The sequence below is a fragment of the Bradyrhizobium sp. dw_411 genome (genome assembly GCF_018449695.1).
Classification (GTDB): domain Bacteria; phylum Pseudomonadota; class Alphaproteobacteria; order Rhizobiales; family Xanthobacteraceae; genus Bradyrhizobium.
The window spans coordinates 379,854-402,319 of sequence record NZ_JAAVUY010000004.1 but is presented as its reverse complement, the minus strand read 5'-3'; the positions used below and the strand labels follow the sequence as shown (position 1 = coordinate 402,319).

Below are 22,466 nucleotides of genomic sequence, written 5' to 3'. Positions count from 1 at the left end.
GAGAGGAGTTCCGTACGGCTAAATTTACGAGAGTGATTTGACCTCGTCATGGTTAATTTTTAGCAAATAGATCCCTCCAAAGCACACCGGGAACTAACCGGCCTGGGCCGCTGCAAGCACCTCATCGGCATGGCCATCGACCTTCACATGGCGCCAGATCCGGATGATGCGGCCGTCTTTTCCGATCAGAACTGTTGTGCGAAGAACGCCCAGGAAGGTCCTGCCATACATGGATTTTTCGCCCCAGGCACCGTAGGCCTCCAACATCTCATGTTGCTCATCAGAGACAAGAGGGGTGGCAAGCTCGTGTTTGTTTCGAAAGGCTTCCTGGGCCTTTAAAGGATCTGCCGAAACGCCGAGCACGGCCGTCTGCGCCTCGGCGAAGGCGCCAGCCAGTCGCGTGAAGTCGATGGCCTCCTTGGTGCAGCCCGGCGTGTCCGCGCGCGGATAGAAAAACAGCACCAGTTTCTTGCCGGCATAGTCCCCAAGGGAGACGGTGCTGCCGCCATCACGAGGCAGGCTGAAAGCCGGGGCCTTCGACCCCTCAGCCAAAGGACCGGATGAGGGACCGGATGCGGCGGCGGGAGGGGCCGGCCGAGGAGCGGCCGTTTCGTCTGATGGCTTTTTCAACGGCAGAGTTGCAACGGAAGGCTTTTCGGCAGCGGGCTTGGTCACAGCGGTTTTGGTCACAGCAGGCTTGGCCATTGGGGGCTTTGCGGCGGGCGTCTTCGGTGTGGAGGTAGCCCGGGGCGCTGATTTGGCGGGGCCCGGTGATTTTAACTTTTTTGACGGGGCCTTATGCGATGCTTTTGCAGTCGCTTTGCCGGTTTGTCTGCTTTTTATGTTCGTGCTCGACTTTGTCGCACTTGCCTTGCGGGTTTTCAAAGGTGCCTTTTTCGCCGAGGTCGCCGATTGGGCGCGGATCGCCTTGCCGGTGGAGGGTTTGGAGGATTTCTTGCGCGTTTTCTTGGACATACGCCTTCCTTTCGTCGCTTTCCGCGGATCAATCATTAGGGTATTGAGGCAAGCTGGAATCGAGCAGACTGCCGGGCGAGTCTGATAGCCTCGCAGTCTACTTACAAGGAATTCGACGCATCACCCATCCGCTCGTTAAGGCTCCTTGGGGCGGATGACGAGCAACGCTAGTAGGTGAGGATTGCAGCATGCCGACACGGGAGCGCTCGTTGCGTGTCGACGGGCGAGCCCTTGGTGGCGATCAATGTGATAATCAACGCCAGCACCGAGAGGCAATGGCAAGGAATACGTCGCCCCAGGGGTCAAATCCGCGTGCTGACGTCCAGCTCTCGCAGTGGGATGATGCCGATTGGGATCAGGAACACGACGAGGCGGCGGGCCGTCGCGCACGCCGGCTGTTGTCGAAGCCGACCTCCCGCTTTCACCGGTTCAACGATCGCGTTGAGGCGGTTCGCCGCTGGCTCGCCGGTGAGCGCTGGGTAAAACGTCTCGGCATCGTCATCGCCGCCTTGCTGGTGATTTTCGCGGGATGTTTCGGCGCGTTGTGGTGGCGGCTTGGCGCCGGTCCGATCAATCTCGAAATGGCGACGCCATGGCTGGCCCAGGCCATTGCGGAAAATATCGGCAACGGCAATACCGTCGAGGTCGGCGGCACGCAGATCGAGCGGGCCGGAAAGATTCGAATCGCGGTGCGCATCCGCGACATCATTGTCAGGGATCGCGACCATGCCATCGTGGCAAGCGCCCCGAAAGCCGAGGTAAGGCTTTCCGGTTCGGCGCTGTTGATGGGGCGGCTTCGCGCCGAGAGTCTTAATCTGGTGGACGCGGAACTTTCCGTACGCATCACGCCGGACGGTTATGTGACCGTCTCGACCGGGGACAATGCACGGCCGCTCGCAACCGGCGTCGCCTCGAAGAAAGAGGCTGGGATTCCCCCCACATTCCCCCGCCAAGGCGCGCCATCCGCAACTCCGTCCCCTTCTTCTCCCGTTTCCCCCGGGGCACCGTCCTCCGCCGCAACACCGGACACGACGCAAAGCGGGTTATTGGCGGGCCTCGACTGGCTCGACAGCCTGAGCCTGACCGGATTGGACGGACAGAATCTCAACGAAATCGGCTTGAAGAACGGCAATCTGATCGTCGACGATCAGCAGCGCGGCAACAAACGGACTTTCCAGAACATCACACTTAGCTTGCGCCGCCCGAGCGGCGGTGGGGTGGCGCTGAGCGTCGGCGAAGAGGGCAGTAATGCCTGGTCGCTGCGCGTTACGGTCGGGCCACCGTCGAACGGTGTGCGATCGGTCGATATTCGGGCCGATAAGGTCTCGGCGGCAAATATCCTGCTGGCGCTGCGGGTGAAGGAACTGACCTACAACGCGGATCTGGTGCTCTCTGGTGAACTCAAGGGCGAACTGGGTCGCGACGGCCTGCCGACCTATTTCCGCGGCAAAGTTTCCTCAGGCCCCGGAACCATCATCGACACCGATACGCCGGATTATCCAATGGCGATCGATTCGACCGAAGTCAGCCTGGAGTGGGACGCCGGGCGGCGCGTGCTGGTGGCGCCCTTCAAGATTACTTCCGGTCCGAACAAGATCACGCTATTGGCGCATCTTGAGCCGCCCAATGACAGTGTCACCGATTGGCAGTTAGGTTTCAGCGGCGGCACCATCATATTGGCCGGCTTCGATAACGAGCCGCCGCTGATCTTCAACCGCATCGCGATCAACCTGCGTTTCGACACCGACAAGAAGCGGGTGCTGCTGACGCAGGCTGACATCAGCAACGGCGACGTCGGCGTCGCCGGAAGCGGTAGCGTCGATTATGCGGGGGAAGCCCGTCTGCAGCTTGGTTTGGCGGGAACGCCGATGTCGACTTCCGCCCTTAAGCGGATATGGCCGACCATCGTCGTCCCGGAAGTCCGCGAATGGGTGATTGGACGGGTCGAACGCGGATCGCTTCAGCGCATCGAAATCGGCGTCAATTCGCCGGTTAAGAACCTGTCGCGCAAAGGCCCGCCGATTCCCGACGACGGCCTTGCGGTCAATATCGTCGCCAGCGGCGTAACGTTGCGGCCGGTGGACGATTTGCCGCTGGTGCGCGATGCCGATTTGAAAGTCCATGTAACGGGCCGCACCGCCGCCGTGACGATCGGGCAGGCGGCGGCCGATACGCCTGCGGGCCGCAAACTCAACATTTCGGATTTTGTGTTCGAGGTGCCGGACATGGCGCCAAAGCCGTCGCCGGCGCGGGTTAAATTCCGGATCGACGGCCCGGTACCGGGGGTGGCGGAAATTCTCGCCTCCGACAAGCTTAGCGATATTTCCGGCACCCTGATCGATCCCAACGCAAGCAAGGGAACGATTTCCGCAGTGGTCAACCTTGGCCTGCCGATCAAGCGCGAACTGACCAAGGCCGACACGACCTATACCGTCACCGCCGACCTCGGTGGATTTGCCGCCGACCGCATCGTCATGAATCAAAAGCTCGAATCCAACGCGCTGAAGATCGTCGCCAACAATGCCGGCTATCAGGTCAAGGGCGACGTGAAGATCAACGGGCAGCCGGCCTCGCTGGACTATCGCAAGCCGAACGAAGGCGATGCCGATATCAAATTGCAGGCGACGCTCGATGACGCGAGCCGCGCCCGTCTCGGATTCGATCTTGGGCCGGCGGTCAGCGGCTCCATTCCGATCAAGCTGGTCGGCAAGATCGGCGATGCCAGCCGTCTTGCCTTCGACGCCGACCTGACCCAGTTAAAGCTCGACAACATCCTGCCGGGCTGGGTCAAGTTGCCGGGCAAGTCGAGCCATGCCGCCTTCAACGTCGTCCAGACCCCGCAATCCACCCGCCTTGAAAACATCGTCGTCGATGGTGGCGGTGTGTCGATCAAGGGATCGGTGGAAGTCGATCAGAACGGCGAGTTGATCGGCGTGAACTTCCCGGTCTATGCGCCGTCCGAAGGCGACAAGACCTCGCTGCGGGCCGATCGCGGTCCCGATGGCGTTCTCAAGGTGACCATGCGCGGCGACGTGTTCGACGGCCGCAGTTTCCTCAAATCGGCGATTTCGGGCAAGGAAACCGATCCCAAAGCCAAAACCAAGAATGTCGATTTCGATCTGGACATCAAGCTCGGTGCGGTCGCGGGTTATTTCGGCGAAGCGCTGCGCGGCGTCGATGCCAAATTATCCCGGCGTGGTGGTGTCATCAAAAACTTTGCGCTCAGCGGCAAGCTTGGGCGCGATACGCTGCTGACAGGAGATCTGCGCGGCCGGACGCAGGGACGCGACGTGATTTACCTCGAGACCAACGACGCCGGCGCCTTCTTCCGCTTCGTCGATACGTACTCGAAACTGGTCGGCGGGCAGCTTCAATTGGCAATGGATCCGCCGACCGTCGAACCCAGCGCGCGAGAAGGCCTGATCAGCGTTCGCGATTTCAACATCAAGGGCGAGGCGGCGCTCGACCGGTTGGCTGCGGGTGGCCAGCCCGGCCCCCAAGGCGGCGTTTCCTTCTCGCGGCTGCGCGCAGAATTCACCCGCCAAAACGGTCAGCTCACGATCCGCGAGGGCGTCGTGAAGGGGCTGACGATCGGCGGCACCATCGAGGGCGTTATCGATTCCCAAAGCCAGTTGCGCATGAGCGGCACGTTCATTCCGCTGTACGGGTTGAACAACATGGTCGGCCAGATTCCGTTTTTCGGACTGTTCCTGGGCGGCGGCAGCAATGAAGGGCTGTTCGGCATCACCTACGAAGTCGTGGGCACGCTCGGCCAGCCGGTGCTTCGCGTTAATCCGATCTCGGCGATATTCCCCGGCGTCTCCAGAAAGATCATGGAGTTCAACACCGGCAAGCAAAACAATCCGATCGAGTTTCCGTCGACCGGCAATAATTGAACGCTCGGTCCAGGCCCTCGCTAACGCCGCAGCGCCGGCACCACCAGAAACGGGATCATTCCCAGCAGCACGGCGACCAGCGCGAACGCGATCAGCGGATTATAACTGTGGCTCCAGTCGTGGATCAGTCCGCCGCTCCAGGAGCCGAACGCCGATCCCAACCCGCTGCCGATCGAAATGGTGCCGTAGATCGTACCGACCCGCTCGCCGCGAAAGATCTTCATCGCGGTTGCCGTCAACAGCGGGCCGCGCGATCCGATCATGCTGCCAAAGCAGACCACAAAGCCCGTGAGGACCCAGATGTTCGGATACCATTGCAGCAGCCAGAGCAGGAAAATCCCGACGATCGACAACGCGTAACTGAACAGCACCGATGGCCGGCGGCCGATGATGCCGTCGAGCCAGCTAATGCCGAGCATGCCGAACAGCAGCACGACGCCGCTGAAGCCCCAGGCGGTCGCGGACTGCAATGGCGGGAAGCCGACGTCGATCAGATAGGCCACGACCTGCGGTGAAATCGCGTACATGCCGATCGCGGTGAAGAAGAAGGTCGAGAACAGCGCCCAGAACGCGTGATGCCGCATCGCGCTCAGCAGGGTCCAGCCTTCGTCGATGAAATCTTCGGCGGCGCGCTTGGCGATTTGCGGCGATCCGCTGGAGAACAGCCGCCACGGCAATAGCAATAGCGGCAAAAGCAACGCCAATGCCCCCCAGCCAAAAACCTGATAGGCGCCGCGCCAGCCCAGATGGTCGATCAGCACCTGCGAGGCGGGCAGCAGGATCAACACGCCGGCGCCGGTTGCGGAATAAACGATGGCCATCGCGGTCGGCAGCCGCGGGCCGAACCAGCGGCCGAGCAGGATGGAATTCGGAACGTTGCCGATAAAGGCGATGCCGACGCCGACGCAGAGCCCGAGGCTCAATTGGAACTGCCAGAGATGCTCCGCATGACCGGCGAACAGGAATGCGCCGCCTAGCAGCAGCAGTCCGAGTGAATAGACGCTACGGGGTCCGGAATAGTCGAACAGCCGGCCGATGAGGGGGGACGCCAAACCGCCCGCCAGCGCCGAGAGCGAATAGACCGAGACGACCTGTGCGCGGTCCCAGCCGAAATTCTCCGAGATCGGTTTCAGAAAGACCGTGAAACTTTCGCCGAGGCCACGGCCGAGCACTGATAGCGCGAAACACAGTGCAAGTACGTTGAGCGCCACGCGCGCTAGTTTCAGCGGCTTTGTTACGGTTTCCCCGGTTGGTGTTTTCTCATCCATTGCCAGCAAGGAGCGCGTTTCGGTGGCTCCGGGCAAGTGTCAAAAGCGAATGCGCCTATGCAGGCTTGAGCAGGACGTGGCGCTTTTTGCCCATCGACAGCTTGATGACGCCCTCGGCGGTGAGGTCGGAGGGTGTCAGCGTCATTTTCTCGTCGGTAACCGAAGCGTCGTTGACGCGCAGGCCGCCGCCCTTGATCTGGCGCCGGGCCTCGCCATTCGACGCGACCAGGCCCGCTTTGACGAACGACGCCAACACGCCAATGCCGGCTTCCAGTTCGCCGCGTGAAATGTCGATGCTCGGCAGGTTCTCCGCGACCCTGCCTTCCTCAAATGTTTGCCGCGCGGTCTCGGCCGCGAGGCGCGCCGCTTCGGGGCCGTGCAGCAGCGCGGTCGCGGCATCCGCCAGCGCCTTCTTGGCTTCGTTGATTTCCGCGCCCTGCAAGGCTGCCAGCCGCTCGACTTCGGTCAGCGGCAGCGTCGTGAACAGCTTGAGGAAGCGCTCGACGTCGGCATCGTCGGTATTGCGCCAGAACTGCCAGTATTCGTAGGGGCTCTTCATATCGGCGTTGAGCCAGACCGCGCCGCTTGCGGTCTTGCCCATCTTCTCGCCCGACGATGTCGTGATCAGCGGCGTCGTCAGCGCATGCAGTTGCGGCGTGCCCATGCGGCGGCCGAGATCGATGCCGTTGACGATATTGCCCCATTGATCGGAGCCGCCCATCTGCAGGCGGCAATCGTAGCGCTGGTTGAGCACGGCGAAATCATAGGCCTGCAGGATCATGTAGTTGAATTCGATGAAGCTCATCTCCTGGTCGCGCTCGAGCCGCAGCTTAACCGAGTCCATCGCCAGCATGCGGTTGACCGAGAAATGCCGGCCGATATCGCGCAGCATCTCGATCCAGTTGAGCTTGGTCAGCCACTCCGCATTGTCGGGCATGACGGCATCGTGCTTGCCGTCACCGAATGTGAGGAACTTGGAGAATACCTGCTTGATGCCGTCCTTGTTGCGCTCGATGTCCTCGATCGAGAGGATTTTCCGCGTCTCGTCCTTGCCGGAGGGATCGCCCACCCGGGTGGTTCCACCGCCCATCAGGGCGATCGGCTTGTTGCCGGTCTGCTGCAGCCAGTACAGGCACATGATCTGCACCATGGAACCGACATGGAGCGAGGGGGCGGTGCAGTCGAAACCGATATAGGCCGTGAGTTCGCCGCGGGCCGCCAGCGCATCCAGCGAGTCCGGGTCCGAAATCTGATGAATAAAGCCGCGACTCTGCAGCACATTGAGAAAATCAGATTTGAAAGCGGTCATTTCTGTGCGACTCTGATCATTCTTATTTCACGTTATTTGTAACGAGTTGCGAAACCCTGCGGAATAGGCTGCCGCTGTCCGGCGCGTTGTGGCATTATAAGATGTGCGGGTTTGGCACAAGCTGGGCGTCAAGGGCAGGGCATCAAGGGCGGACACCTAGAAGGCACGACGGCGATGATGTTGACGGCAATCGGTCTGATGAGCGGTACCTCGCTCGACGGGGTCGATGTCGCCTTGATTGAAACTGACGGCCGGCGTGTCAAGGCGTTCGGTCCTTCCGGATACCGTCCCTATACCCACAAAGAGCGCAGCCTGCTGCTTCAGGCCCTGACCGAGGCGGTGAACCTGCCGCAGCGCGATGCACGGCCCGGCATCCTGCGTGAGGCCGAACGCGCCGTGACCCTGGCGCATGCCGAAGCGGTCGCGACCTTCACCGCCCAGCACCGTATTCCGTGCGAGGAGATCGATATTGTCGGCTTTCACGGCCAGACCGTGCTGCACCGGCCGGCGCAGAAAATGACCGTGCAGATCGGTGACGCGCCCGCGCTCGCCAAGGCGATCCACATCCCGGTCATGCATGATTTCCGGGCCGCCGATGTCGCGGCCGGCGGGCAGGGCGCGCCCTTTGTGCCGGTCTATCATCGCGCGCTCGCCCAGTCGCTGGAGCGCGAGGGGCCGATGGTGGTGCTCAATATCGGCGGCGTTTCCAACATCACCTATATCGATGGCCCCGACACGCTGATCGCCTGCGATACCGGGCCCGGCAATGCGTTGCTCGACGATTTCATGCGCCGCGGCGTGACTGGCCAGGCGTTCGATAATGAGGGCCGCCTCGCGGCCCAGGGCAATGCCAATGAGGCCTGGATCGCCCGGGCGCTGGCGCAGCCCTTCTTTGCGCTGCCGCCGCCGAAATCGCTGGACCGTAACGACTTCGCCTCCCTGGTGCTGCCCGACATGTCGCCGGCCGATGGGGCAGCGACCCTGACGGGCTTTACGGCCGCGGCGATCGCACGGATCGTACCGCTATTGCCCAAGGTCCCGCGGAGTTGGGTCGTTGCCGGCGGCGGGGCGCGCAATCTGACCATGCTGCGGATGCTGCGCGAGCGGCTGGCGCCGGCTACCGTCGAAGCCGCCGACGCGCTGGGCTGGTCAACCGACGCCATCGAAGCGCAGGCGTTTGGTTTCCTCGCCGCGCGGGGCCTGAAGGGCTTGCCCCTCAGCTATCCCGCAACCACCGGCGTGCCGATCCCGATGACCGGCGGTATCATCGCGCGGCCGTAATCGGTGCGGCCTTCAGGACTCCGCCGCCATCTCCGCAAGCTTCGCAACCGTGTTCATGTTGCGCGCGGTTCCTGTCTTGGCCGCAGCGACGACCAGCTTAGACTGGGCCATGCCTTCGCCGTAGTGGATATAGATTTCGCGGCGTCCCAACTTGATTTGTTCATCCTTGCGGCCGTGGACTCCAGCCATCGTGTCCGCCGGTGGGGCGTGATCGAGAAACACCGCCATGGTGCGATTTGGCGGGGCTTTCGGAAACGGATTATCGGCCAGCACCTGCGCCATCTCGGCGGCGCTGCGTACGAGCACGCCGACCGGCTTGCCGGCGTAGGTCGCCAGTCGCTTCTCCAGCGCCGATTTGATCGCGGCTTCGGATTTGCGGCTGGTGAAGACGACATTGCCGCTGGCGATGTAGGTTCGAACGGATTCGAACCCGAGCGTCTCGCACATTTCCTTTAGCTCGCTCATCGGCAGCTTGCCGGTGCCGCCGACATTGACCGCGCGCAGCAGAGCCACGAACGAGCCCATCGCCGATCAGCTCCTAGCGAACGTTGGCGAGCCGCATGTCGAGATAACCGGTCACGCTTTCCATCAGCGGCTGCAGTTTGCCGTCGAAGAAATGATTGGCGCCGGGGATGACCTGCTGATCGATCACGATGCCTTTTTGGGTCTTGAGCTTCTCAACCAGCGTGTTGACGTCCTTGGGCGGCACCACCGCATCCTTTTCGCCGTGCACGATCAGGCCGGAGGACGGGCAGGGCGCCAGGAACGAGAAGTCATAGAGATTGGCGGGCGGCGCGATCGAAATGAAGCCTTCGACCTCGGGCCGGCGCATCAACAACTGCATGCCGATCCAGGCGCCGAACGAGAAGCCGGCAACCCAGCAGGCGCGCGCTTCCGGATTGATAGTCTGCGCCCAGTCGAGCGCCGACGCCGCATCGGAGAGTTCGCCGGTGCCGTGATCGAACGAGCCCTGGCTGCGGCCGACGCCACGGAAATTGAAACGCAGCACGGAAAATCCGCGATGCGCGAACGCGTAGTAGCACTGGTAGATGATCTGATGATTCATCGTGCCGTGAAACTGCGGATGCGGATGCAGCACCATCGCAATCGGCGCATTCTTCTGCTTCGCCGGATGATAACGGCCTTCGAGGCGGCCTGCGGGGCCGGTGAAAATAACTTCAGGCATCAGGATCCCTTGATTGATCGCTTGGCAAATCAACCGCTTTGCGCCGGGTTCGCAGACGAAGCCTCGGCAAGGAGAAAGGGGCGGATCAGGCGTCGTCAGGCTTGAGCAAGCGGCGCTGGTGAACTTGAGGCCGCGTTCTAGCATGAGGCGAGGGGCAAAAAGCAAGCTTCATGAACATCGCACAACGCGTTCAAAGCGTTAGCCAGCCGATTGCCTGCAGACGCCGGGGTCGCCACTTGGCATAAGGACGGAGGTGGCTCATCCACCCCAGCGCGTCCTTTTGAGGTATCATAGTACACCTATGCCCGACCGCGTCTATCTCGACTGGAATGCGACCACGCCGCTGCGCCCGCAAGCGCGCGACGCGATGGCTGCGGCATGGGATTTGGCTGGAAATCCCTCATCGGTCCATGCCGAGGGGCGTCAGGCCCGGAAACTGGTGGAAGAAGCCCGGGCGAGGGTCGCCAGCGCAGTGGGAGCGCTGCCACGCAATGTCGTTTTTACGTCGGGTGGGACCGAGGCCAACGCGCTGGCGCTGACACCGGGGCTTCGGCGCGGCTCTCATCCATCTGCTGAACGTCTGGTGGTCTCGGCCATCGAGCATGCCTCGGTTCTCGTGGGTGGCCGGTTTGCGCCCGAGGCGATCGAGATCGTCGGCGTGACGCGTTCCGGTCTGGTGGATCTTAGCCGTCTGCGCGCGGTGCTCGACAACAGCCCGCCAGCGCTGGTGTCGCTGATGTTTGCCAATAACGAGACGGGCGCACTGCAGCCGGTCGCGGAAGCCAGCGAGATCGTCCATGCCGCCGGCGGCTTGCTACATATCGATGCGATCCAGGCGTTCGGAAAAATATCTTTCGATATCAATGCCATGGGTGCCGATCTGGTGACGCTGTCGGCGCACAAGATCGGCGGCCCCAAAGGCGTCGGTGCCGTGGTCTTGGCAGAGGGGGTGCTTGGGTTTGAGCCGCTGTTACGTGGCGGTGGTCAGGAGTTGGGCCGCCGGGCGGGGACCGAGAATGTCGCGGGAATTGCGGGGTTCGGAGCTGCGGTCCAGGCCGCCATGGCTGGCCTCGATAGCGGCGCCATTCGGCTCGAAAACCTGCAAAATCGGCTCGAAAATGGCCTGCGCGACACGCCTGAAATGATCATATTCGCCGACGATACCCCACGGTTGCCTAATACCACGCTGTTTACGGTTCCCGGCCTCAAGGCGGAGACCGCCGTGATCGGGTTTGACCTCGCAGGGGTCGCGGTTTCCTCAGGCTCCGCCTGCTCGTCGGGTAAGGTCCAGCCCTCCCACGTGCTGGAAGCCATGGGATTCGGCCCGGAACTGGCCCAGGGAGCGGTGCGGCTCAGTCTGGGCTGGTCCACGTCGGAAGCGGACGTCGATCGGTGCCTTGAGGCTTGGCGAAAGCTCGAAGGTACCTTACTTAAGGTTTGACGAAACACAGCTTGAACGGTTCTAAGCAGGTGATTTCGTCCGTGAAACATCGTAATAGTATTGCGGAATTGGTCCACCGCGGTCCTTGAAACCGCGAGCGGAGAATAAAAGAATGGCTGCTGTACAAGAGACGGTCGATCGCGTCAGGCGGATCGACGTCGATCAGTACCGATATGGGTTTGAGACGGTTATCGAATCCGACAAGGCTCCCAAGGGCCTTTCGGAAGACACCGTCCGGTTTATTTCCGCGAAAAAGAACGAGCCGGCCTGGATGCTGGAATGGCGCCTCGAGGCGTATCGCCGCTGGCTGACCATGACCGAGCCGAAATGGGCGCGAGTCAACTATCCGAAGATCGACTACCAGGATCTCTATTACTATTCGGCGCCGAAGAAGAAGGAGCTGGCCTCGTTGGACGAGGTCGATCCGGAGATTCTCAAAACTTATGAGAAGCTGGGCATTCCCCTGCGCGAAGTCGAGATGCTCGAAGGCGTGGTGCGCCCGGAAGGCGAGCGCAAGATCGCGGTCGATGCCGTCTTCGATTCGGTTTCGGTGGCGACCACCTTCCAGAAGGAGCTGAAGCAGGCCGGCGTGATCTTCATGCCGATCTCGGAAGCAATCCGCGAGCATCCCGAACTGGTGAAGAAGTATCTCGGCACTGTGGTGCCGACCTCGGACAATTATTTTGCCACGCTGAATTCGGCGGTGTTTTCCGACGGTTCGTTCGTCTATGTGCCGCCGGGCGTGCGTTGCCCGATGGAGCTGTCCACTTACTTCCGCATCAACGAGCGCAACACCGGCCAGTTCGAGCGCACGCTGATCATCGCCGACAAGGGCGCTTACGTCAGCTATCTCGAAGGCTGCACTGCGCCGCAGCGCGATGAAAACCAGTTGCACGCCGCCGTGGTCGAACTGGTCACGCTTGACGATGCCGAGATCAAATATTCGACGGTGCAGAACTGGTACCCCGGCAACTCCGAGGGCAAGGGCGGCATCTACAATTTCGTCACCAAGCGTGGCGATTGCCGCGGCAACAATTCGAAGATTTCCTGGACCCAGGTCGAGACCGGTTCGGCTATCACCTGGAAATATCCGAGCTGCATCTTGCGCGGCGACAATTCGCGCGGTGAATTCTATTCGATTGCGATTTCGAACGGCCACCAGCAGGTCGATTCTGGCACCAAGATGATTCATCTGGGCAAGAACACGACGAGCCGGATCATCTCCAAGGGCATCGCGGCCGGTGTCTCGCAGAACACCTATCGCGGCCTCGTCACCGCGCACCGCAAGGCGACCGGCGCGCGCAATTTCACCGCCTGCGATTCGCTTCTGATCGGCGATCGGTGCGGCGCACATACCGTGCCCTATATCGAGGCCAAGAATTCCTCCGCGCTGTTCGAGCACGAAGCGACCACGTCGAAGATTTCCGAGGACGTGCTGTTCTATTGCATCCAGCGCGGGCTCAGCCAGGAAGAAGCCGTCGGCCTTGTGGTCAACGGGTTTGTCAAAGACGTGCTGCAGCAACTGCCGATGGAATTCGCGGTCGAGGCGCAGAAACTGATTTCGATCTCGCTTGAGGGATCGGTTGGATAACTCTCCGGTCCTTCGAGACGCGCCTTGGCGCTCCTCAGGACAAGGAAGAAAACGGAAGAATGTGATGGCATTGCTCGAAGTCAAAAATCTGCAGGTTCGTGTCGAGGAGCGTGAAATTCTCCACGGGCTTTCGCTCACCGTGAACAAGGGCGAAGTGCACGCCATCATGGGACCGAACGGCTCCGGCAAGTCGACGTTGAGCCACGTCATCGCCGGCAAGCCGGGCTATGAGGTCACCGGCGGTGAAATCCTGTTCAAGGGCGAGAATCTTCTGGAGATGTCGCCGGACCAGCGCTCGTCCAAGGGCGTATTTCTTGCGTTCCAGTATCCGGTCGAAATTCCCGGTGTCGCCACCATGACGTTCCTGCGCACCGCGCTGAACGCCCAGCGCAAGGCGCGTGGCGAGAGCGAATTCTCGACGCCGGATTTTCTCAAGAAGGTCCGCGAAGTGGCGGCGCGGCTGAACATTCCGCAGGACATGCTGCGCCGTGGCGTCAATGTCGGCTTCTCCGGCGGCGAAAAGAAGCGCAACGAAGTGCTGCAGATGGCGCTGTTCGAGCCGAGCCTCTGCATCCTGGATGAAATGGATTCCGGCCTCGACATCGACGCGTTGCGGGTCGCCGCCGACGGCGTCAATGCACTGCGTTCGCCGGAGCGGGCGATGGTCGTGATCACGCATTATCAGCGGCTGTTGAATTACATCGTGCCTGACGTGGTGCACGTGATGTCGAAGGGCCGGGTGGTCAAAAGCGGCGGCAAGGAACTGGCGCTGGAGCTTGAGGCGTCCGGCTACGCGCAGTTCGAAGACGCGGCGTGAGCGTCCAATCGGATTTGATGATGAACCTTGTACTAGCCAAAAACGAAACCGGGCGCGCGCTGAGCGATCTACTCGCCGTCGCGGGCGATCGGCTGCCCGGCGCGGGCGCGATTGCCGACGCGCGCCGTCAGGCGTTCGATGCCTATCAGCGCGCGGGCCTGCCCAACCGCCGGGTCGAGGACTGGAAATACACTGATTTGCGCGTGCTGATGCGCGACGTGCTGCCGCTGGCGGCGACGCCCGACGCTGCGGCGCTGACGCGCGCGGGCAGAGCCTTAAAACCCCATGCGATCGAGGGCGTGCGCCGGCTGGTGTTGGTCGACGGCGCGTTTGCGCCCGATTTGTCCGACGTGGCCGGCCTCGAAAAAGGGCTCGGCATCCGCACGCTGCGCAAAACGATGGAAGCCGGCGATGCGCCGCAAGCGCAGCTATTCGCGCCGGATACGTCCGATGCCATGGTCGCGCTCAACAGCGCGATGATGACCGACGGTCTGGTGATCGAGGTCGCGGATGGCACTGTGCTCTCGCAGCCGATCCATATTGTTCATATCGCCAGCGGTGCCGTGCCTGCGGCGATGTTCACCCGCTCCTTGCTGCGCCTCGGCAAGTCTGCCGGCGCAACTCTGGTCGAGAGCTATATCGCGGCCGAGGGCGCGAAGACCTATCAGGTGCATGACTCGCTGGTGGTTTCGATCGGCGACAACGCTCGGCTGGACCATGTGCGTCTGGTCGAAGACAGCCGCGAGGCTTTCAACATTTCGTCCGCGGTGGTGTCGCTCGGTGCCCACGCTCATTTCAATACGTTCGGCATGACCAGTGGCGCCAGCGTCAGCCGTTATCAGGCGGTGATCGCATTCGCGGGCGAGGGCTCGCAGGTCGAGACCAATGGCGTCAATCTGCTCAATGGCCGCCAGCACGCCGACACCACGCTGTTTCTGGATCACGCCGTCCCGAACTGCGCGAGCCGCGAGATTTTCCGCGCCGTGATCGATGACCGCGGCCATTCGGTGTTTCAGGGCCGCATCATCGTGCGTCCGAAGGCGCAGAAGACCGACGCCAAGATGATGACGCGGGCGCTGCTGCTGTCCGACGAGGCGGAAGCCGACAACAAGCCGGAACTTGAGATTTTTGCCGACGACGTGACCTGCGGCCACGGCGCCACCACTGGCGCGCTTGATGAGGGCCTGCTGTTTTATCTGCGCGCACGCGGCCTTTCCGAAAAGGAAGCCCAGGCGCTGCTGATCCAGGCATTCGTCGGCGAGGCCATCGAACAGATCGCCAGTGACAGCTTGCGGGAACTGGCGATATCGGCCGCCGAGCGCTGGCTGGCGGCACGGAGTTGATCATGCATCCGGCAGTCTCGAACGGTTCCTATGATGTAGCGCGGGTGCGGGAAGACTTTCCTGCCTTAGCGCTCAAGATCTACGGCAAGCCGCTGGTCTATCTCGACAACGCCGCGTCGGCGCAGAAGCCCAATGCGGTGCTCGACCGCATGACCGAGGCTTACAAAAGCGAATACGCCAACGTGCATCGCGGGCTGCATTACCTCGCCAATGCGGCGACTGAAGCCTACGAAGGCGGCCGCGAGAAGGTCGCGAAATTTCTCAATGCCAAGCGCAATGAAGAGATCATCTTCACCCGCAACGCCACCGAATCGATCAACCTCGTGGCGTCGTCATGGGGCGCGCCGAACATCAAGGCCGGCGACGAGATCGTGCTCTCGATCATGGAGCACCATTCGAACATCGTGCCCTGGCATTTCCTCAGGGAGCGTCAGGGCGCCGTGATCAAATGGGCGCCGGTGGATGACGAAGGCAATTTCCTGATCGACGAGTTCGAGAAGCTGTTGACTGAGCGCACCAAGCTGGTCGCGATCACGCAGATGTCGAATGCGCTCGGCACCGTGGTGCCGGTCAAGGAAGTAGTGAAGCTGGCGCATGCGCGGGGCATCCCGGTGCTGGTCGATGGCAGCCAGGCCGCGGTCCACATGGCGATCGACGTGCAGGATATCGACTGCGATTTCTACGTCTTCACCGGCCACAAACTTTACGGCCCGACCGGCATCGGCGTGCTCCATGCCAAGCATGAGCATCTGGTCGCGATGCGGCCCTACAATGGTGGTGGCGAGATGATCCGCGAAGTCGCCAGGGATTGGGTCACCTACGGCGATCCGCCGCACAAATTCGAGGCGGGAACGCCGGCGATCGTCGAGTCGGTGGGCTTGGGGGCCGCAATCGATTACGTCAATTCGATCGGCAAGGAGCGCATCGCCGCGCATGAGCACGATCTTCTGGCCTACGCGCAGGAGCGCCTGCGCGAAATCAATTCGCTGCGCCTGATCGGCACCGCGCAGGGCAAGGGACCGGTGATCTCGTTCGAGATGAAGGGCGCGCATCCCCATGATGTCGCGACCGTGATCGATCGGCAGGGGATCGCGGTGCGCGCCGGCACCCATTGCGTGATGCCGCTTTTAGAGCGTTTCAATGTGACGGCGACGTGCCGCGCCTCATTCGGAATGTATAATACCCGTGAAGAAGTCGACCATCTGGCACAGGCGCTGATCAAGGCGCGGGAATTGTTCGCATGACCGACACTGTTGAAGTCAAGAATCTCGAAGCCAAAAACCTCGAGGTCAAAACCAGCAACATGGAAACCAATTCGGCGTTGCCGCCGGAGGAGACCGAGCGGCTGGGTGGCGAGATCGTCGCCGCGCTGAAGACCGTGTTCGATCCGGAAATTCCGGCCGATATCTATGAACTCGGCCTGATCTACAAGGTCGACATCAAGGACGATCGCACCGTCGACGTCATGATGACGCTGACGACGCCCAATTGTCCCGCGGCCGGCGAATTGCCAACGATGGTTGAGAATGCGGTTGCCAGCGTCCCCGGCGTCGGCGTGGTCAACGTCAATCTGGTCTGGGATCCGGCCTGGACCCCCGATCGAATGACCGACGAGGCCCGCCTTGTCCTCAATATGTGGTGAAGGTGCAATCGAATCGCGTTTAGCTTTGCGTGTTTAACTTCTTCGGACGAACACCCCGCCTTGAATTGCCGTCAGGACTAAACACATGACTGACATGACACCCGCTTCACCCACGCCCGCCGCCAAGCCGAAGCCACGGCCCCGTCCGCAGGTCATGAAACTGACCGAAGCGGCGGCGCTGCGCATCACCGAACTGACCAGGCGCGCCGATTCCGAGATCGTCGGCTTGCGGGTCGGGATCAAGAACGGCGGCTGCGCCGGACAGTCCTACACGGTGGAATATGCCCACGATATCCGTCCGACTGACGAGATCGTCGAGGACAAGGGCGTCAAGATCCTGGTTGATCCCAAGGCGGTGCTGTTTCTTCTCGGCACCGAGATGGACTACAAGGCCGACAAGATGCAGTCGCAGTTCATCTTCAACAATCCGAACCAGGTCAGCGCCTGTGGCTGCGGCGAATCGGTGCAACTGACCGCCGCCAAGATCTAGCCACCGCGTCGAGCATGACGCCATGGACCGCGACTTTCTGATCGATTTGTTTGCGGGTTTCGGGCCGGTGGCTATCCGCCGGATGTTTTCCGGTTTCGGCATTTCTGCAGACGGTACCAATTTCGCGCTGGCGCTCCGCGGCGGTCTTTATCTGCGTGCCGACGAACACACCATTCCGCAATTCGAGGCGGAAGGTTCAAAGCCGTTTCAATATCAAACCCGAGCAAAGACCGTCACTGTCAATTCCTATTGGCAATTGCCGGAGCGGCTCTACGACGATCCCGAGGAAATGACGGGATGGGCGAGGGCGGCGCTGTCGGCCGCCCAGCGCGCGGCGTTGCGCAAGCCGAAGGCGCGTAAGGGTGCGAAGAAGACAGCGGGCAAAAAGCCGGCGGCCAGGAAACAGGTAGCCAAGAAGCCAATCGTGAAGAAGGCACCGGGAAAAGTGAAGAAGGCTCAGAAGAGAAGGTCCTCATCCTGAGGAGCGCGCCTTCGCGCGTCTCGAAGGATGGCAACGTGCACCGATCGCAGCCGCATGGTTCGAGACGCGCAAGATGCGCTCCTCACCATGAGGCTGTCGCGAGTTACGAATTCAGATAAAAAACTTCAGGCGACCTGGCTGCGGCTGTCGGCGACGTATTCCGGGTCGGCTTCGCAGATGACACGGTTACGGCCGTTGCGCTTGGCGGCGTAGAGGCAGGCGTCGGCGCGCTCGATCAGCGAGTCGGTATCGTCATCCGGCTTGAGCATCGACACGCCGACGGAAATGGTGACGCGGCCGAGAATTTCGCCGGTGGATTTCTTCTTCAATTCCTTCGACATCACGGCACGGCGAATATGGTCGGCGACCGTGAGCGCCTGGCGCAGCGCGGTATTGGGCAGCACTACCGCGAATTCCTCGCCGCCGTAGCGGGCGGTGATGTCCTGGCCCTTGATGGTCTGTTTCAGCGAGAGGCCCACCAGCCGCAGCACCTGGTCGCCGGTGAGGTGGCCATAGGAATCGTTGAATGACTTGAAGTGGTCGATATCGAACATCAGCAGCGAAAGCGGCTCGCCATTCGCCAAGGCGGTATGAACGGCGGTTTCGATTGAACGGTCGAAATATTTGCGGTTGCCGAGACCGGTCAGCGGATCGGTCAGGCTTTCGGCCCTGATTGCTTCCAGGCTCTGCTGGAGATTGCTGATCTCGGATTTCGACAGCGTCAGCCGTTCTTCCAGCGCCTTATTGGTATCCTGCATCTCGCGGGTGGATTTCACCAGCGATTCCACGATTTTCTTGAGCTGTTCGCGGTTCTGCACGCTCTCCAGCTTTTTGTTCGCACCGGACAGGCTGGCGTCGTAGCTGGCGGACATGCCAAGCGCTTCGCTGATCAGCTTCATGACGTCGTCAATTTCGCCGATCACGCGCGAGCCGACCTTGTCGATACGGTCGGTGGTCTTGATGTGGGAAAGATAGGTCTCGTAGATCTGCTCGAGATCGGCCTCGGTCAGCTTGCCGTTGCGCGCCAGGGTCTCGTTGATGATCTTGTTGAGGGCTGAATTGTATCCGGTAGCGTAAACGTACCAGATTTCATAATTGCGGGGGACTGCGGTTTGCCGCAAGGACCTGATCTGCCCGAGCGCAAGTTCGGCGAAGGCCATCGTGCGTTCATGTTCGTCGAGCACTTTGATCCCGTCCCCAAACAGCGGACAGCGTCGTTCGCTTCCCGCACCAATCAATAAATTATGGCGCAAAGCTAACGGAGGTTAGTGAACGACCGGTAAACAGGTTCCCGTCGGGTTCGCACTTGCGAAATGCGCGCGTTTAGACGCGCGCACGAACCGGTCGCAACAGAAACGCTGGAAGATGTGAATGGTCGGCCGGTTCTGAAGACGAGTCCTGCGAAGTTTGCGGCGCAGGAGCCCGGCCGATCGAGGGCGTGCGGGAAGCCGGAGGCGGCGATGGCGGTGTGAATGCCGCCGCCGGGGCCTGCGGCTGCTGGCCGGAATGGCGGCCACCGCCGGAATGCCGGGGTTCGCGGTCGCGGCGTGGCTTGCGGCCGCCGCGTGAGCCTTCGCGCCCACCTTCTCTTGCCCCCTCGCGAGCGCCTTCTCGCGTGTGCTCTTTTGCCCCTTCGCGCGCCTGCGGCTCGCCGCTGGTGGAAATTGTCGCGCGTTCAACCGGTTGCGATTCGGTGCTGCCTTCGGCGCGGGGAATGCTCTGTCCGATCAGTTTTTCGATCGCGACCATCGACTTTTGATCGAGCGGGGTCACGATCGAGATCGCGGTGCCGGCGCGGCCGGCGCGACCGGTGCGGCCGATGCGATGTACGTAATCGTCGGCGTGATGCGGAACATCGAAATTGAAGACGTGGCTGACGGCGGGAATGTCGAGGCCGCGCGCAGCGACATCGGAAGCGACCAGCAGCGGAATTTCACCCTTGCGGAATTGATCGAGTGCGGCGGTGCGCGCCGATTGATCCATGTCGCCATGCAGGGCGCCGACGCTGAAGCCGTGCTTTTGCAGCGATTTGTACAACAGCGCCACTTCGCGCTTGCGGTTGCAGAAGATGATGGCGTTGTTGAGGTCCTTGGCGTCGCGCAGCAGGCCCCGCAGTACTTCGCGCTTCTCGTGCGGTTCGCGGCCCACGCTGACCTGGAACTGGGATACGCCGACCGCGGTGGTTGCAGGCCGGGAAACTTCGACCTTCTCTGGATTGTGCAGGAAGGCTTCGGTGATGCGACGGATTTCGGGGGGCATCGTCGCGGTAAAGAACAGCGTCTGCCGGGTGAAGGGGATCATCTTGCAGACCCGCTCGATATCGGGAATGAAACCCATATCCAGCATGCGGTCGGCTTCGTCGATCACAAGCAATTCGACGCCGGTGAGGAGCAGTCCGCCGCGCTCGGTATGGTCGAGCAGCCGGCCGGGGGTCGCGATCAGTACGTCGACGCCGCGGGTCAATTTGGTGTCCTGGTCGCCGAACGAAACGCCACCGATCAGAAGCGCGACATTGAGTTTCTGGCCGACGCCGTATTTATCGAAATTTTCCTTTACCTGGGCGGCGAGTTCGCGCGTCGGTTCAAGGATCAGGGTGCGGGGCATCCGGGCGCGGGCGCGGCCCTTTTCCAGCATGGTGAGCATCGGAAGGACGAAGGCAGCGGTCTTGCCGGTGCCGGTCTGGGCGATCCCGAGAACGTCCCGGCGCGCCAGAACATGGGGAATCGCCTGTTCCTGAATGGGGGTGGGGGTGGTGTAACCGGTGGCCGCGACGGCGGCGAGCACCTTGTCGGACAAGCCGAGATGAGAAAAGGACATTGAGCCTCTGGTAGATACCGCCGCTTGGAATCCCGGAAATGACTGTCGCGCTCAACCCCGGAACGGCACGCAGATTTGCTCGGGATTTTCGGATACGCAGACAGGCGGCTTAATCAAGATATCGCGTTTCGATACCGGGCCGCGTCAAGGCGGAACATAGGGGCGAATTGGCCAAAGTCAATGGAGCAGGTGCGGGAAGCATTGAAAAAGCTTAATGTTTTTGCATGAATCGGGGCCTGAGGGCCCTTTTTCAGGTGCGCCCGAACTTCGGCTGCCTTCCGCGTAAAGGAAGGAAAACAGCCCGGCTTGACCAAGCGGCGGTAGATTCAAAGGGGGTGTTCCGCGCTCTCTCCGTCATTCCCGGTCCCAGCTTGCAGCAAGTAATCTTTAACCTCCCCGGCAGCCAAAATCGTTCTTTAGCAAAATCGCAATGGCTGAGATTGCATCTGTCATTGCACACGGGCCTCGGCTCGATCATGCGGATTGAACGCAGTGCATCTTTTCCTTAACGCACCTGCCGATGCCAGGATGAGCCCGTCGCAGAAACCATTGCTGCTGCTAATTCTGGCGGCGTGCTTTGCGACGCAGGCCGGCTTCAATCTTTTGCACCAACTGTCGGGGGCGTACTTCGGCGGTGATTTTATTAGTTTTTGGAATGCTGCTCAACGCGTGCGGCACGGCGATATCGCCGCCATCTATGATCCGGACGCGTGGCAGAACATCTTGTCCAGCAGGACAGCCTCCACCCGGCTTCCGTGGTTTGTGTATCCACCATTCACCCTGTTTGGTTTATGGCCGTTGGGCGATGCGACATACAACCAGGCGGTGCTGGCTTGGTCACTCATTCCGCTGGCGTTCTATTTTGCCTTGATCGTTTTGTTGGCGAAACGCTCCGGCCTCGGCCTTGAAGCCAATCCTGAGAAGAGCTGGTCACGAGCGCTGGCCTACGCCGTGCTTGTCGCGTTCTCTTTGCCCTTTGTCGGCGCTAATTTGTTTTGCGGACAAACCGGTACACTCGTGACCGTGTTCGTTCTGGGGGCCGCGTATTTCTCGCCAACGCGTCCCGTGCTCGCGGGCATTTGCATGGGTCTTTTGGCAATCAAACCACAGTTGGGGCTGTTGCTGCCCTTCGCGCTAATCGCGTCCGGTCAGTGGCGCGCTGTCGCGGCTGCAGTGACGACCATCTTCTCTATGGTTGTCCTCTCGACGATATGGCTGGGAGCCGCGATCTGGACCGATTACCTACGTATGAGCGTGTTGTTCGGCCATTTTATCGGCAGTGGCTACGAGGGGGTACGGCCGCTGGCGCTCGGTCCCTACGTGTCGTTGCAGGCAGTCGGTATGCCGGCTGTTCTCGCGGGATTTGTGCAAGCGGCCGTGAGCGTTGCGGTTGTAGCGGCGATCATCCGGGTCTTCTGGCGCGGCAAGGCAAACAATCGGGAGTTGGGAAAAGAGGATGGGAGGCTTGATCTTCGATGGGGGCTGCTGGCCGCGGGGGCGTTGCTTACAACGCCGTACTCGTTGTCATACGACACGCCACTGCTGATGCTGTCCATTATTCCGCTGCTCGCACGTGGCTGGCGCGACGGGTGGGACGAGATTGAATTGGTCTCGCTGACTGCATTACTGGTATTGCCCTCCGCACAGCCTCTCGCCGTGGACGCCCATGTTCCTTTTGCCTTCCTGGCCTTGTTGCTGTGGTTTGGCTTGCTCTATTGGCGTTTCGAAAATGAAAGACGAGCCCAGCGAGCTGTTGCTGTGCAGGCGATGGTTCCGGGGCAAGCCGGATCGACCGCTCTCCCGGCGATTTGACTATCATTGCCGGCGGCAAGCACGACGTGTACGTGCAAGCAAGCCAACGGTTGCGTGAAGGCGCGTCCGATGACGGGCTCGGCAGCGAATCAATCCACCTTTCGCGGCGCGGCGCTA

General features: G+C 61.3%; 18 protein-coding genes. 11 read left to right on the top strand and 7 right to left on the bottom strand.

Going from position 1 to position 22,466, the window contains the following annotated elements; translation table 11 throughout:
* Window positions 1-93: 93 nt before the first annotated feature.
* Window positions 94-975, bottom strand: coding sequence for a peroxiredoxin (locus tag HB676_RS09030; protein WP_213737406.1), 882 nt, complete (start codon window positions 973-975; stop codon window positions 94-96).
* Between the two features lie 188 nt (window positions 976-1,163).
* On the opposite strand from HB676_RS09030, the gene HB676_RS09025 reads away from it, so the two are divergent.
* Window positions 1,164-4,871, top strand: coding sequence for a DUF3971 domain-containing protein (locus HB676_RS09025; protein ID WP_213737405.1), 3,708 nt, complete (start codon window positions 1,164-1,166; stop codon window positions 4,869-4,871).
* Window positions 4,872-4,891: 20 nt separating this feature from the next.
* Here HB676_RS09025 and HB676_RS09020 read toward each other — a convergent pair whose 3' ends face one another.
* Both HB676_RS09020 and tyrS read right to left on the bottom strand, forming a co-directional pair.
* Window positions 4,892-6,139 carry an MFS transporter gene (locus HB676_RS09020; protein WP_213737473.1) on the bottom strand — a complete coding sequence of 416 codons (1,248 nt, stop codon included), beginning with the start codon at window positions 6,137-6,139 and terminating at the stop codon, window positions 4,892-4,894.
* A gap of 55 nt (window positions 6,140-6,194) precedes the next feature.
* Window positions 6,195-7,448 (bottom strand): tyrosine--tRNA ligase, encoded by a 1,254-nt coding sequence (gene tyrS, locus HB676_RS09015; RefSeq protein WP_213737404.1) that lies wholly within the window; start codon window positions 7,446-7,448, stop codon window positions 6,195-6,197.
* A gap of 174 nt (window positions 7,449-7,622) precedes the next feature.
* On the opposite strand from tyrS, the gene HB676_RS09010 reads away from it, so the two are divergent.
* On the top strand, window positions 7,623-8,729 hold the full coding sequence (locus HB676_RS09010; RefSeq protein ID WP_213737403.1) for an anhydro-N-acetylmuramic acid kinase: 1,107 nt from the start codon (window positions 7,623-7,625) through the stop codon (window positions 8,727-8,729).
* Window positions 8,730-8,741: 12 nt separating this feature from the next.
* Here HB676_RS09010 and HB676_RS09005 read toward each other — a convergent pair whose 3' ends face one another.
* Both HB676_RS09005 and HB676_RS09000 read right to left on the bottom strand, forming a co-directional pair.
* Window positions 8,742-9,254 (bottom strand): DUF1697 domain-containing protein, encoded by a 513-nt coding sequence (locus HB676_RS09005; RefSeq protein ID WP_213737402.1) that lies wholly within the window; start codon window positions 9,252-9,254, stop codon window positions 8,742-8,744.
* 13 nt (window positions 9,255-9,267) lie between these two features.
* The gene (locus HB676_RS09000) at window positions 9,268-9,915 is read right to left on the bottom strand and encodes an alpha/beta hydrolase (protein ID WP_213737401.1); all 648 of its coding nucleotides are present in this window, start codon (window positions 9,913-9,915) and stop codon (window positions 9,268-9,270) included.
* Between the two features lie 301 nt (window positions 9,916-10,216).
* Between HB676_RS09000 and HB676_RS08995 the strand changes: the two genes are divergently transcribed.
* The 8 genes from HB676_RS08995 to HB676_RS08960 all read left to right on the top strand — a co-directional run bounded on the left by HB676_RS08995 (window position 10,217) and on the right by HB676_RS08960 (window position 17,720).
* Window positions 10,217-11,356, top strand: a complete 1,140-nt coding sequence (locus HB676_RS08995; protein WP_213737400.1) for a cysteine desulfurase family protein — start codon at window positions 10,217-10,219, stop codon at window positions 11,354-11,356.
* 112 nt (window positions 11,357-11,468) lie between these two features.
* The gene (gene sufB / locus HB676_RS08990) at window positions 11,469-12,947 is read left to right on the top strand and encodes a Fe-S cluster assembly protein SufB (protein ID WP_213737399.1); all 1,479 of its coding nucleotides are present in this window, start codon (window positions 11,469-11,471) and stop codon (window positions 12,945-12,947) included.
* A gap of 64 nt (window positions 12,948-13,011) precedes the next feature.
* Window positions 13,012-13,764 carry a Fe-S cluster assembly ATPase SufC gene (gene sufC / locus HB676_RS08985; protein WP_213737398.1) on the top strand — a complete coding sequence of 251 codons (753 nt, stop codon included), beginning with the start codon at window positions 13,012-13,014 and terminating at the stop codon, window positions 13,762-13,764.
* Between the two features lie 20 nt (window positions 13,765-13,784).
* Entirely contained in the window at window positions 13,785-15,107 is a 1,323-nt protein-coding gene (gene sufD / locus HB676_RS08980; protein WP_213737397.1) for a Fe-S cluster assembly protein SufD, read from the top strand.
* Window positions 15,104-16,351, top strand: coding sequence for a cysteine desulfurase (locus HB676_RS08975; protein ID WP_213737396.1), 1,248 nt, complete (start codon window positions 15,104-15,106; stop codon window positions 16,349-16,351). The genes sufD and HB676_RS08975 overlap by 4 nt, the downstream gene beginning before the upstream one ends.
* Window positions 16,348-16,749 carry an SUF system Fe-S cluster assembly protein gene (locus HB676_RS08970; RefSeq protein ID WP_213737395.1) on the top strand — a complete coding sequence of 134 codons (402 nt, stop codon included), beginning with the start codon at window positions 16,348-16,350 and terminating at the stop codon, window positions 16,747-16,749. The genes HB676_RS08975 and HB676_RS08970 overlap by 4 nt, the downstream gene beginning before the upstream one ends.
* An 85-nt stretch (window positions 16,750-16,834) precedes the next feature.
* The gene (locus tag HB676_RS08965) at window positions 16,835-17,239 is read left to right on the top strand and encodes an iron-sulfur cluster assembly accessory protein (RefSeq protein WP_213737394.1); all 405 of its coding nucleotides are present in this window, start codon (window positions 16,835-16,837) and stop codon (window positions 17,237-17,239) included.
* A gap of 22 nt (window positions 17,240-17,261) precedes the next feature.
* On the top strand, window positions 17,262-17,720 hold the full coding sequence (locus HB676_RS08960) for a TfoX/Sxy family protein (protein ID WP_213737393.1): 459 nt from the start codon (window positions 17,262-17,264) through the stop codon (window positions 17,718-17,720).
* Window positions 17,721-17,845: 125 nt separating this feature from the next.
* Here HB676_RS08960 and HB676_RS08955 read toward each other — a convergent pair whose 3' ends face one another.
* Both HB676_RS08955 and HB676_RS08950 read right to left on the bottom strand, forming a co-directional pair.
* On the bottom strand, window positions 17,846-18,880 hold the full coding sequence (locus HB676_RS08955) for a GGDEF domain-containing protein (RefSeq protein ID WP_213737472.1): 1,035 nt from the start codon (window positions 18,878-18,880) through the stop codon (window positions 17,846-17,848).
* A 163-nt stretch (window positions 18,881-19,043) separates the two neighbouring features.
* Entirely contained in the window at window positions 19,044-20,537 is a 1,494-nt protein-coding gene (locus HB676_RS08950) for a DEAD/DEAH box helicase (RefSeq protein WP_213737392.1), read from the bottom strand.
* 492 nt (window positions 20,538-21,029) lie between these two features.
* On the opposite strand from HB676_RS08950, the gene HB676_RS08945 reads away from it, so the two are divergent.
* Window positions 21,030-22,349 carry a glycosyltransferase family 87 protein gene (locus HB676_RS08945; protein ID WP_346347301.1) on the top strand — a complete coding sequence of 440 codons (1,320 nt, stop codon included), beginning with the start codon at window positions 21,030-21,032 and terminating at the stop codon, window positions 22,347-22,349.
* Window positions 22,350-22,466 lie beyond the last annotated feature (117 nt).